This window comes from Synechococcus sp. A18-25c (genome assembly GCF_014280035.1).
Lineage (GTDB): Bacteria > Cyanobacteriota > Cyanobacteriia > PCC-6307 > Cyanobiaceae > Synechococcus_C.
Genome location: NZ_CP047957.1, coordinates 76,400 through 88,735, shown reverse-complemented (window position 1 = coordinate 88,735; position 12,336 = coordinate 76,400). Strand labels below are relative to the sequence as shown.

General features: G+C 61.2%; 11 protein-coding genes and 1 tRNA gene. 3 read left to right on the top strand and 9 right to left on the bottom strand.

Going from position 1 to position 12,336, the window contains the following annotated elements:
• Nucleotides 1–6: 6 nt before the first annotated feature.
• The 5 genes from SynA1825c_RS00425 to rfbA form a co-directional block, all read right to left on the bottom strand.
• On the bottom strand, nucleotides 7–1,167 hold the full coding sequence (locus SynA1825c_RS00425) for a M10 family metallopeptidase (RefSeq protein ID WP_186469813.1): 1,161 nt from the start codon (nucleotides 1,165–1,167) through the stop codon (nucleotides 7–9).
• Between the two features lie 121 nt (nucleotides 1,168–1,288).
• Nucleotides 1,289–2,644 carry a sugar transferase gene (locus SynA1825c_RS00420; protein WP_186470914.1) on the bottom strand — a complete coding sequence of 452 codons (1,356 nt, stop codon included), beginning with the start codon at nucleotides 2,642–2,644 and terminating at the stop codon, nucleotides 1,289–1,291.
• On the bottom strand, nucleotides 2,631–3,518 hold the full coding sequence (gene rfbD, locus SynA1825c_RS00415; protein ID WP_186469812.1) for a dTDP-4-dehydrorhamnose reductase: 888 nt from the start codon (nucleotides 3,516–3,518) through the stop codon (nucleotides 2,631–2,633). Before rfbD ends, SynA1825c_RS00420 begins: the two co-directional genes overlap by 14 nt.
• A complete protein-coding gene (gene rfbC, locus SynA1825c_RS00410) occupies nucleotides 3,515–4,132 on the bottom strand; it encodes a dTDP-4-dehydrorhamnose 3,5-epimerase (protein ID WP_186469811.1) in 618 nt (205 codons plus the stop codon). Before rfbC ends, rfbD begins: the two co-directional genes overlap by 4 nt.
• Nucleotides 4,122–5,063, bottom strand: coding sequence for a glucose-1-phosphate thymidylyltransferase RfbA (rfbA, locus tag SynA1825c_RS00405; RefSeq protein ID WP_186469810.1), 942 nt, complete (start codon nucleotides 5,061–5,063; stop codon nucleotides 4,122–4,124). The genes rfbC and rfbA overlap by 11 nt, the downstream gene beginning before the upstream one ends.
• 150 nt (nucleotides 5,064–5,213) lie before the next feature.
• Between rfbA and SynA1825c_RS00400 the strand changes: the two genes are divergently transcribed.
• Complete coding sequence (locus SynA1825c_RS00400; RefSeq protein ID WP_186469809.1) at nucleotides 5,214–5,669, top strand: GNAT family N-acetyltransferase; 456 nt, start codon at nucleotides 5,214–5,216, stop codon at nucleotides 5,667–5,669.
• An 8-nt stretch (nucleotides 5,670–5,677) separates the two neighbouring features.
• On the opposite strand, the gene SynA1825c_RS00395 is transcribed toward SynA1825c_RS00400, so the two are convergent.
• The 3 genes from SynA1825c_RS00395 to psbZ form a co-directional block, all read right to left on the bottom strand.
• Nucleotides 5,678–5,749 (bottom strand) — tRNA-Gly (locus tag SynA1825c_RS00395).
• An 82-nt stretch (nucleotides 5,750–5,831) separates the two neighbouring features.
• Nucleotides 5,832–6,314, bottom strand: a complete 483-nt coding sequence (gene ribH / locus SynA1825c_RS00390) for a 6,7-dimethyl-8-ribityllumazine synthase (RefSeq protein ID WP_186469808.1) — start codon at nucleotides 6,312–6,314, stop codon at nucleotides 5,832–5,834.
• A gap of 74 nt (nucleotides 6,315–6,388) precedes the next feature.
• A complete protein-coding gene (psbZ, locus tag SynA1825c_RS00385; RefSeq protein WP_115071274.1) occupies nucleotides 6,389–6,577 on the bottom strand; it encodes a photosystem II reaction center protein PsbZ in 189 nt (62 codons plus the stop codon).
• Between the two features lie 134 nt (nucleotides 6,578–6,711).
• On the opposite strand from psbZ, the gene mutS reads away from it, so the two are divergent.
• Both mutS and SynA1825c_RS00375 read left to right on the top strand, forming a co-directional pair.
• Entirely contained in the window at nucleotides 6,712–9,435 is a 2,724-nt protein-coding gene (mutS, locus tag SynA1825c_RS00380; protein ID WP_186469807.1) for a DNA mismatch repair protein MutS, read from the top strand.
• Nucleotides 9,436–9,546: 111 nt separating this feature from the next.
• Nucleotides 9,547–11,577: a S8 family serine peptidase gene (locus SynA1825c_RS00375; RefSeq protein ID WP_186469806.1), complete on the top strand. Its 2,031-nt coding sequence runs from the start codon at nucleotides 9,547–9,549 to the stop codon at nucleotides 11,575–11,577.
• Between the two features lie 71 nt (nucleotides 11,578–11,648).
• Here SynA1825c_RS00375 and SynA1825c_RS00370 read toward each other — a convergent pair whose 3' ends face one another.
• The gene (locus tag SynA1825c_RS00370; RefSeq protein ID WP_255478410.1) at nucleotides 11,649–12,296 is read right to left on the bottom strand and encodes a precorrin-8X methylmutase; all 648 of its coding nucleotides are present in this window, start codon (nucleotides 12,294–12,296) and stop codon (nucleotides 11,649–11,651) included.
• Nucleotides 12,297–12,336: the final 40 nt, after the last annotated feature.

The following is a 12,336-nucleotide window of genomic DNA, read 5'->3' as shown; positions in this document are numbered from 1 at the left end:
TCGTAATCAGACCGTGATCACGCGGTCCTGAGCCAAGAAGCTGCCCAAATCCACGCCCCAAAGCGTGGTCGTGCCCAGCGACGTGATCACCTGCAGGTCATTGCCTTGCTGTTGCAGCTCAAAATCGATCCACGATCGCAACCCAAGCCGATCATTTTCGGTCAAACGGAAATCTTCGATCACATCCTGGCCAGACGAAATCAGGAACAAATCTCCGCCATAACCGCCACGAATCCGATCGGTTCCGCTTCCACCGTTAATCGTGTCGTGCCCGAAACCGCCAAAGATGGCGTCATCGCCAGCCCCGCCCAACAGATTGTCAGCTCCGTCGCCGCCCATCACCTGATCGTTGCCAAGACCACCTTCGACGCGATCTGCACCCTTCCTACCCCTTAATTCATCGTCGCCGCCTGCTCCAAGAAAAATGTCTCGATACGCGGCCCCCATGACGAAGTCGCGATCGTCTCCAAACAACCGGGTTTCAGCACCCCACACCGCAATCAGGGCGTTCAGATCGTTGGTTGTGAAGAAGTCGGGCCATGTGCCGCTGGATGGATTGCGGTACGCCATCACCGTGTCTTCTGGATAGGCAGACAACCAGGGATCCGTGATGCCTTTGACCGCATCGCCATCACCCGCCTCAAAAGGATGCTCTAGGCCAAGGGAATGGCCAAACTCATGGACTAAGACATAACGGCGATAGGCCTCATCAAATTCAACCTCGGGATAATTCACAAACAGCTCCCAGCCACCACGACCACTGGTGGTCGCTAAGCCAAGCGTGTTACCGCCTCCACCCACATCGATCACAGTGTCGTAGTAGAGATCAACATCCGCAGAGTCAGCATTACCCACCTGACGAAAATCGAGATCAAGAATGCTGTCGAGCCGTTGAACCATCGCATTGAAATAATTTTGGTCTGCCTGTGAAATCGCAACTGATTGAATCGTTTGTTCTCCAAACCCACCTCCGTAGACAACTACTTCACCACCAAGAGTGTGGAGGTAATAATCGAGAACGCCATCGGTCGCTGTGGACCATTGGGTGTAAGCAACACTGTCGTTATCAAGCAACTCCGCAGGCGCAATCGAAAGCCCGTACAAAGCCTTTCTGTCGTTCAACTCACCAGCAACAAAACGTTGTCCGCGTGCCTGATCGCAAAGCATGCACATGGCGGAAACAACTGATCGTGGATCTCAATTCAAGCTACTCACAACCCATGACGAAACTATGACTCAAACCTGTCCACCCCATGACGGGTTGCTGAGATGCCACTTAAAGCTCATCTCAGCGCCCGCCCGCCTTGAGCACCGTCTTGATCGTGCGGAACAGGATCACCAAATCCAACCAGGTGCTGAAGTGCCGCAAGTAGTAGAGGTCGTAGGAGAGCTTGAGGTCTGAATCCTCGATACTGCTGGCATAGGGAGCACACACTTGGGCCCAGCCGCTTAAGCCCGGACGCATCCAGTGCCGCTTGCGGTAGTGGGGAATGCTGCGCTCCAGTTGATGCTCCAGCTCCGGCCGCTCCGGCCGAGGACCGATCAGGCTCATCTCGCCGTTGAGCACATTCAACAGCTGCGGCAACTCATCCAGTCGCACCCGACGCAGCACAGCACCAATGGCCGTGATGCGCTGATCGCCGACCTGGGTCCACTCCGCCGGGGCATCCGCCGGTTGCACCGACATAGTGCGCAGCTTCAACACAGTGAACGGGCGCCCCAGCCAGCCGCTGCGCTGCTGTGAATAAAAGATGGGCCCCCGATCTTGCAACCAAATCAGCAGAGCCGCCACAGCGATGAACGGGGCTGTGAGCAGCAACAACACCGCCGCCACCAGCAGATCGGCCATGCGCTTGAGCTGAGCCTGAACGCTGAAGGTAGCGGCCCAAGGCAGATCGTCGTACGTGAAGGGAACATCCCCCATCAACACAGGGGGCAGACGTTCCTGCAACTGTTCAAACAGGCTGAGAACCGACACGCTGCGAACGACGCGCGGATCCCGCATCTCCAGGCTCTCCAGCAGCGAGCGCTGGCTGGGATCCCGGCGCAACTCCGAACTCACAGCAACCAGGAGCGGCTGCTCCGGTTGATCCAGGCGCCGTTGCAGCCGAAGCGCATCCACAGGTGAGAGGCGCTGGCGATGGGGCACGCGCCGCCAGGCAGTGAGCACGGTGTGGATGTCGTTCGGCTGGGCCAACAGCAACAGCCGAGGCGTGTCATGCAGCAGCAGCCCACGCCGCAGCGCCAATCGCACAAGCAGGGCCCAACCTGTGAGCGCCACCATCCACACCAACTGCACGCGCCGATACACCAGCCACACCGCATCGGCGGGATTGATCAACCAACGGGCCACGGCCACCACCAGCACGCTCACCGCCGCGGTGATCACCAGCCGCTGCAACAGCACCGGCAGGGTGAGACGCCGCCAGCGCAACACCGTGTAACTGCCAAACAGCCAACCCAGCAAGGGATAGAGCAGCAGCGAGAACAACAGCCAGCCCCACTGTCCCTCCAGGTTGCTGCCGCCGATCGTCCAACCGAGCAACGACGGCATCCAGAGGATCAAGCCCAAGATGAGCAGCTGACCGGCCGCATCCAGCAGCAACGCCCGCAGGATCAGCGTGCGGGGATCATGCCTCCACATGGCGGATGACCTCCTCCAGGGCAGCACGCCAATGCTGCGGCTGCCGTTGAAGTTGACGGCGCGTGTCAGCGCAAGCGAGCAGCGAATAGGCCGGTCGCTGCGCCGGCGTGGGGTACTCCGCTGCCGTGATCGGCTGCACCTTGGCGGCCTTGGGGATGAGGCCACGAGCGACCGCCAGCTCGCCAATGGCCACCGAAAAGTCGTACCAACTGGCCACACCGGCATCGCTCCAGTGATGGATGCCCGCCACCTGCTGCTGGATCACTGCCCAGCAGGCCTCGGCCAGGCCGAACGTTGAGGTGGGACAGCCCACCTGATCCGCCACCACCAACAACGGTTCCCCGGCTTCCGCCTTGAGGCGATGCAAACGCAGCATGGTGAGCAGAAAATTGCGGCCCACTGGGCCGTACACCCAGCTGGTGCGCAGGATCGTGGCCGCCCCTGCAACACCACATCCCAGGGTTGCCTCCAGCGCCTCTTCCCCTGCCGCCTTGCTCAAGCCGTAGATGCCGAGGGGCTGGCGGGGCTGGGTCGATTGGTAAGGGTGACCCTGCTGGCCGTTGAACACAAAATCGGTGCTGACCTGCAGCAAGCGGCCGCCGCGCTCTGCTAAGGCCTCCGCGAAAGCACGAGGAGCCCCGGCATTCACCGCTTGCGCCAACTCTGGCTGTGATTCGGCTTTGTCAACGGCGGTGTAGGCACCGGCATTCAGCACCCAGTCCGGCCGGTGTTGTTCCACTGCTGCACGGCAGGCCTGGGCATCGGCAAGGTTCAGCTGCTGGCGGCCGGTGGCGATCAGCTCCAGGCCCTGCGGCACCGAGTCGCACAACGCCTGACCCAACTGTCCCCCGGCACCAGTGAGTAAAACCTTCAAGCGAACACCTCACCCGCCGACAGCAACGTCTGCAGCCCCGGCGCCTCTGCATCCTTGGCGGCCAGCAATGGCGTCGTCACACCGGCCTGCTGCAGCGGCCAATCAATCGCAATGGAGGGGTCATCCCAACACAAGGACCGTTCGCAGTCGCGGTTCCAGAAGCCACTCGCCTTGTATTGCACCTCGGCGTCATCACTGAGGGTGAGAAAACCATGGGCGAACCCCACCGGCACCCACAACTGCTGGTGGTTCTCCGCCGACAGCGTCGCGCCCACCCACTGGCCGTAACTGGGGGAGCCGCGGCGCAAATCCACCGCCACATCGAAGATACTGCCGACACTGCAACGCACCAGCTTGCCCTGGGGTTCGGGTGGGAGCTGAAAATGCAGACCCCGCAACACGCCGCGGCTAGAGCGGGAATGGTTGTCCTGGCGGAACTGCAGGCCCTCCGCTTCAGCGGTTGGCAAACCGGCTGTGATCAGGTCTTGGCGGAAACGGCGCTCATTCCAACTCTCATAAAAAAATCCGCGGTCATCGCCGAACACCTGGGGAGTGATCAACAGCGGACCGGCCATGGGCTGATCGGATGCTGTCAGCAGCGTTTCAGCGGGCATGCCTGATCTCCGAGGGGCGGCCCTCCAGGTTCCTCTGCAACAGCGCATGTTCCCCAGTGGGCTCCTCCAACAGCTGCAGCAAGTAACGGCCGTAACCGCTCTTCAGGAGAGGCTGGGCCAGCTGCGCCAACTGAGCGGCATCGATCCACCCCCGCCGCCAGGCCACCTCCTCCGGGCAGCCGACCTTCAGCCCCTGCCGTTGTTCGAGGGTACGGATGTAAGCCCCCGCCTCATGCAGGGAATCAAAAGTGCCGGTGTCGAGCCAGGCCATGCCGCGGCCCATCAGTTCCACGGTGAGTTGCTGCTCCGCCAGATACATCTGATTCAGGCTTGTGATCTCCAGCTCACCACGTGCCGAGGGCTGCACCGCACGGGCCCGATCCACCACGGTGTGATCGTAGAAATACAGCCCAGTGACGGCATAGCGGCTGCGCGGTTGGACCGGCTTCTCCTCGATGCTGAGCGCTTTACCAGCGGCATCAAACTCCACCACCCCATAACGCTCGGGATCGCGGACGGGATAGGCAAACACCGTGCCCCCCTGGTGGCGGGTTGTAGCCGCCTGCAGCTGAGGGATCAGTTCATGGCCATGGAAGAGGTTATCGCCCAGCACCAGGGCCGCAGAGGCCCCATCGAGAAAGTTTGCGCCGATCAGAAAAGCCTGGGCCAGTCCATCGGGGCTCGGCTGCACGGCGTAGGCGATGGTCATCCCCCAGGCGCTGCCATCCCCCAACAGGCGCTGAAACGCTGCCTGGTCGTGGGGGGTGGTGATGATCAACACCTCGCGAATGCCCGCCAACATCAGCGTGCTGAGCGGGTAGTGGATCATCGGCTTGTCATAGACCGGCATCAGCTGCTTGCTCACAGCTGTGGTGAGCGGGGCCAATCGGGTGCCGCTGCCGCCAGCCAGGATGATCCCCTTGCGCCCCATTGATCTGCTGCTGCCTCAACCTCAACCGGCGCCATTTCAGCATGCATGCCTCAGTAAGGGCCCAAAAGCGCCAGTCGATGCAGCGGATTGAAGAGATTGCATGCCCGAAAACCACGGGAGGCCGATGATGAAGGCCTGCGTTCTCCTGCCATGGCCCGTATCTGTCTGGTTGAGCACGCTCCGGGCGCTCCCGGCCTGCGCTGGCTGGGGCTAGGACCGAAGCTGAGACCCAGCCGGGGCCTGCTCAAACTGCGACGCCTGCTCGACAAGCACGCCTTTTGGGCCCGCGGTCGCAGCCCCGCTCAACTGCGACGCATGCTGGCCGGCAGCCAGGTGGTGGTGAGCCTCTGGCGCGGCAAACGCATGGTGGGATTCGGCCGAGCCAACAGCGATGGCATCCACCGGGCCGTGCTCTGGGACATTGTCGTAGCCGGCGACCTGCAAGGCCGTGGCCTGGGACGCCGCGTGGTGGAAGCGTTGCTGGCCTCACCCCACCTTCGCGAAGTGGAACGGGTCTATCTCATGACCACCAACAGCAGCGGCTTCTATCAACAGCTGGGGTTCAGCCATGCAAGCAATCAGCACCTCCTGATTCGGAAGCAGTGATGTCATCAAGCGGATGAAGAGATTCGAACTCTCGACCCTCTCCTTGGCAAGGAGATGCTCTACCACTGAGCTACATCCGCAGGTCAGCCTTCGGGGTGTGCCCCTAGCGACCTAGAAAGCATGCACCACCAAGGTGCCGTTGGTCAATCATCAGGAAGCGGCTCAGGCGTTGGGAATCGCCTTCATCAGCGATCCCATCTCAAGGGCCTGCAAGGCATAACTCCAACCCAGATTGCTCTTGATGCCAGCCCGCTCCAGCGCCTGCTGCATCGTGTCAGTGGTCAACACACCGAAGATCACCGGGACGCCAGTGTCCCGAGACACCGAAGCAATCCCCTTACTGGCTTCTGCCACCACCACGTCGAAATGCGGGGTGTCACCACGGATGACCGCTCCCAGAGTGACCACCACTTGGTAGCGACCGCTGGCGGCTAACTTCTGCGCCACCAGAGGAAGCTCAAAAGAGCCCGGCACCCAGGCCACATCCAGCTGATTGCTTTCAGCGCTGGTGTCGACACCATGCCGGCTCAGACAGTCGAGGCAGCCACTCAGCAGCTTGCCGGTAACCAGATCGTTGAAGCGAGCAATGACCACGGCGATGCGCAGACCTTGCACATCCGTAAAACGTCCTTCAAATGAGGTCATTGAGCAGCTTTTTGCTCAGTCCATGCTCCCACCCCATCGGCGGAGAGGGCAATCAGACGCAACCCGTTGAAGATTCAGACCACGAAGAAGCTGACGCCCCAGTTCACCAGCACCAGCGCCACCCAAGCAATGCCGCCCAAAAGAATCAGGCGATTGGAGCGGCCACTGTCCTCGTTGGAGGCATACAGCACAGGCACAGCAACGATCAGGGCGAAAGACATCACCACCAGGGCCAGAACGGTGAGGGTGTTAAGGATCTGCATGGAAATTCAGTCGACGCCAGATCGGTCTTGACGATTGTCCCACGCTGAGCAAGTGTCTCGCGCCACGGCTTGCATCAAGCTTCACAGCTTGTGGTGAAAGCCATCGGTACGATCCAGCCACATTCCGACGCTCGATGCCCCGCCCCGCTGCCCAACCTGAGGAGTTGGCCCTGCAGGGCAATCTGTTTGGCGGCCCCGAACCGACACACAAGCCAACGGCGACTGCCGCAACGACCGGCCTCACAGCCGAGCTTGAAGACCTCAGCGATGCCAGCCTTAGCGCCGATGCGGCAGCTCGACCGAGGCAACGGCAGGGCAAGACCAGCGACCAGCCGGAGCTGACCAGCCATGAGAACGACGACGACAGCGATGCTCCGGCCTGGGCCCACCACAGCGAAGTAGATCAAACCCTGCTGACGCCGATGCTGCGGCACTACGTGGAGCTCAAGGCGGAGCATCCCGATCGCGTCCTGCTCTATCGCCTCGGCGACTTCTTCGAGTGCTTCTTCGAAGACGCCGTCGAGCTCTCACGCGTGCTGGAACTCACCCTCACCGGCAAGGAAGGAGGCAAGGCGATCGGACGCGTCCCCATGGCCGGCATCCCTCACCACGCCGCCGAGCGCTACTGCGCCGAACTGATTCGACGCGGCTATTCCGTGGCTCTCTGCGATCAGCTGGAGACCACACCCGCCAAGGGCGCCCTGCTCAAACGTGGCATTACCCGGGTGCTCACCCCAGGCACGGTGCTGGAAGAAGGAATGTTGGCGGCCCGGCGCAACAACTGGCTGGCAGCGGTCGTGGTGGAGCCCGCCACGGCGCGGCACCCCCTGCGTTGGGGACTGGCCAGCGCCGATGTAAGCACCGGCGACGTGCTGGTGATGGAGCGCAACGGCAGCGACGCGCTGCATCAGCAACTGGCCCAGCTGGAGGCCTCGGAACTGCTCTGGGCTGGTTCGGATGAGACCAACGACGAGGGGGCAGGCAAACCCACCTGGTGCCCCGAACGGCTGCGGCTCAGCCCGATGGCACGCACCCCCTTCAGCGCACCCGAGGCCGAACAGGCGCTCAAAACCCACTACCGGCTCGCAGGTCTCGATGGTCTGGGCTTACAGGAACTGCCCCTGGCTCTACGTGCCTTCGGCGGACTGCTCCACTACGTCAACGACACCCAGCCCCTCGACGAGGAGACGCGCGTCCCCCTCGATGTGCCTCAGATCGTGCACATCGGCGATGCCCTGGTGCTCGACGCCCAGACCCGCCGCAACCTGGAGCTCACCGCCACCCAACGGGACGGTCAACTGCAGGGCTCGCTGCTCTGGGCCATTGATCAGACCCTGACCGCCATGGGCGGCCGCTGCTTGCGTCGCTGGCTGGAAGCCCCCCTGATGGATCTGCAGGAGATCCTGTTGCGACAGGCGGTGGTCAGCCTGCTGGTGCAGCAACGGCCTTTGCGCCAAGCGCTGCGCCGACTGCTGCGGCCCATGGGCGATCTGGAAAGGCTGGCGGGCCGGGCTGGCGCGGGTCATGGCGGTGCCCGCGACCTGGTGGCCATCGCCGATGGTCTGGAGCGATTGCCGCAGCTTTCAGCACGACTCGACAACAGCCTGGAGCACTGGCCCCTGGGACTGGACGCGCTGCTGATCACCAATCCTGCCCTCAGCGATCTGGCCTGCCAGATCCGCCACACCCTCGTGAACGCCCCGCCGCTCTCCCTCAGTGAAGGCGGCCTGATCCACGACGGGGTGGACCCGCTGCTGGATGGCCTGCGCAACCAGCTCGATGACCAGAACGCCTGGCTGGCCGAGCAGGAGCGCCTGGAACGGGAGCGCAGCGGCAACAGCAACCTACGCTTGCAATATCACCGCACCTTCGGCTACTTCCTGGCCGTCAGCAAAGCCAAGGCTTCCTCTGTGCCGGATCACTGGATCCGCCGTCAGACCCTCGCCAATGAAGAGCGCTTCATCACTCCAGAACTCAAGGAGCGCGAGGGACGGATCTTCCAGCTGCGCGCGCGCGCCTGCCAGCGCGAATACGAACTGTTCTGCCAGCTGCGAGAACAGGTTGGGCTGATGGCAGCCCCGATCCGGGATGCCGCCCGTGCCATCGCCGGCCTCGATGCCCTGGCGGCCCTGGCCGACACCGCCGCCACTCGCGGTTGGTGCGCACCGGAGTTGAACGATGCGCGCACCCTGCAGATCGCGGGCGGCCGGCACCCCGTGGTAGAGCAACTGCTGGTGGAAACCAGCTTCACCCCCAACGACCTGAAGCTGGGCAGCGGCACCGACTTGATTGTGCTCACCGGCCCCAATGCCAGCGGCAAGAGCTGCTACCTGCGCCAGATCGGTGTCATTCAGCTGCTGGCCCAGATCGGCAGCTGGGTGCCCGCCAGCTCTGCCCAGATCGGCTTGGCCGATCGCATCTTCACGCGGGTGGGCGCCGTGGATGATCTGGCGGCGGGCCAGTCCACCTTCATGGTGGAGATGGCCGAAACCGCCAACATCCTTCACCACGCCAGCGAACGATCACTGGTGCTGCTGGATGAGATTGGCCGGGGCACCGCCACTTTTGATGGCCTCTCAATCGCCTGGGCCGTCAGCGAGCACCTGGCCGGTGACCTTCAGGCCCGAACCGTGTTCGCCACTCACTATCACGAGCTCAACAACCTGGCGGGCGAGCGCTCCAATGTGGCCAACTTCCAGGTGATGGTGGAGGAAACCGGCGACGACCTGGTGTTCTTGCATCAGGTGCAGGCCGGCGGTGCCAGCCGCAGCTATGGCATTGAAGCCGCCCGTTTGGCAGGCGTGCCTCAACCGGTGGTGCAACGGGCCCGCCAAGTGCTGGATCAGTTAGCCGCCTGAGCAGCTGTGAGCAAAGTCACAGAAGATCGATCTCTAAATCATCAACAACGGCAAGCAATCCGTTGACGCTGATGAGGCCCAAGCATTCGCTTGTTTTCACCTCATCTCACCATGATCAACTTCATTCCTCAGTGGCAATCACGCTTCAACAGGGACACGCCTGACTCGGATCTTCAACCCAAGGCTGATCCGCCCAAAACAATTGATTTAAAGACCATTGGACTTGGACTCAATGAACCAGTCCATGCCCTCGACAAAAACGCTTCAAAATCGACGATCACAGACAAGAGCTTCTATAACGATCAACCACTCAGCGAACAACTGATCGAAGCGATTGATCTCGACCCCAATAGCCTCAAGATCGATTGGAACAAACCTGGCGACGCCTATGAGCCCAAGTTGCCAGTTCTCAAAGCCCGGCGGATTACCGATGCATCAGGTGACGGCAGCCTCGCCGAGGTCTTTGAAGATGGAGCCCTAAGAATCAACTTCAACAGCGAAGGCTGGCCTGAATACTTCAACGAAATTCAGATTTCTGATCGCGTCCAACGTGTTGAACATGACGCCAGTGTCAACGCATCCGTCACAGCGAAGGATCTGGAAACAGGAGAGACCATTGATCTTGGCACCCAAAGAGTCGAGCCCGGTCAGGGCTCCTTTCTCGTCAACCTGAAGGACAAGCTCAATGCTGTCTCCACAGGGAGTCTCCGGGACCACTATTCGATTCAGGTGGATTTCTCAGGCGGCTATGACAACCGCCCCCTTGATTCCTTCTCGGAAGCAATCACCTTGATCAAGCCGATGGAATACGGCAGCAATCATCTTGGCGATGAAACAAGCAACAAATTCAACTACAGCGATGTTGGCTCAGCCATCGGTTCCGCCCGGATTTTCAAAGGCCGTGGCGGCACCGACTACCTCAACCTCGAAGGCATCCGCAGCAGTGATGTCTTGAGTTTCAACGGCGGTGCCGGCATCAATCCCGCCACGGCCTCTGATCTGGGCCAACAGGCCTTTTACGGCGGCACAGTGTTCGACACTCTGAGCCTCAAGAATGGTGATGAACTTTACCTACAAGGCATCGAGCGCCTGCGTTTTTCCGACGTCACCATCGATCTGACACCCAACATCGACACCACCAGCAATCGCCAATGGAACACCCAAGTGATGGATGTGAACGGTGCCTGGCGCTTCAACACCGGCTCTGACGATGTCGTCCTCGTGTCGCTGGATACAGGATTTGATGCCAATGCGGCTGGCGACGCCGATGTGCATGGCGACCTGAACCACGCCGTCAATCGCACAGCCACGAACACTGTCGACCCTGCAGACGACGACCCCGACCATGGGCACAAAGCGATGTCAGTGATGGCAGCCGCCCATGACGGCAGCGAGGTGGCAGGAGTTGCACCCGATGCCTCCCTGTGGGCATACAACCTTTACGCCGGCGGAACCAATCTTTATGAAGCAATTGAATCCGCAATGGATCAAAGGCAAACCAATCAGCGGCTCGTCTTCCAGGGTGGCATTCAAGGCGAGGGCTGGTGGACCAATGGGTCGACACGCGATGAATTGATCAATCTTCTGGGCTCCACTGCGGAGACAGGATTCTTCTCCATCGCGGCAGGCAATGGTGGGCCTGGTGGAGAACCATTCAGCGATCCCAATTACCTCAATTCTGTTTCTGGTGTTGCACAGGCTGAAAGTCAATTTGGAAACATTGCCAGCGTTGGCGCACTGCAATTCACAGGCCAGGCTCGGGAGGATGACCTCATCAATGTCACCGGCACTGACCTGGCCAGCTACTCCAACCGCGGATCCAACCTGACTCTGGTTGCCCCCACCGACAACTGGTCAATTAACAACAGCAGTGGCAATGTTGTCGGTTTTGGTGGCACTTCCAGCGCCAACCCCAATCTCGCCGGCGTCGCAGCACTTGTTTGGAGTGAGAACACGCAAATCAATGGCGAAGAATTACGGGAAATCCTGATCGGCAGTGCGATGGATCTCGGAGCAAGCGGCTTCGACAACACCTTCGGATCCGGGCTCGTCAATGCTGAAAGCGCGATGCGCCGTGCTCATGCGCTCGATCAAAATCAGGAGCTGGCCTCTTTCTGGATGAACAACGAATTCATGGCCTAATTCCATCGATTCACAGCAACCTGCGACCACCTGCCTGTTTCACAGGCAGGTGGTTTTTTTCTGAAAAGCCCCTAAATCTGACCGCCAGCCCGAAGCAGGGCATTGACAGCAGCAGCCACCAAGCCAGCGCCGCCACGAGTACCCTCTAGACGGATCTGATCCAGAGACGTAGCCGCCAACCGCCGCTTGCTTTCCGGCACCCCAACAAATCCCACTGGCATGCCGATCACCAGCGCAGGCTTGGGGGCCCCCGCATCAACCTGATCCAACAGCTGTTCCAAGGCCGTTGGAGCACTACCCACCAACACCAGCGGCATCGGCTGACCCGCCGTGCGGGCCGCGGTGGTGAGCTCCGGCCAGCAGCGCTGCATCGCCGCCGCCGAGCGCGTGGACCCTTCGGGTGACTGCGGCGGTGCCCAATCCAGCAGACAGCGCACCGGGGTGTCGAGCGTGCGACGGGCCATGGGCGATATCGCCGCCGTGGCCATCGCCGTGTCCGTGAGCACCGAAGCCCCCTGGCGCAGGGCCTCCAGTCCGCACTCACAGGCACCGGGGCTAAAACGCAGCAAGGGTGCCAAGCCAGGGTCCCCACTGCTGTGCACCAAGCGCTCCAGCACCTGCTGCTGGAGGGAATCCAGCCCCGTCTCACCGAGCAGAACACGGATGCGGCGAATGCTCTCGGTGAAGATCGGGTGATCAGCCAAAGGTGCTCCTGTCACGGCGACTGCCAATCAGGGCAGACTTCGGCATTCTCCGATG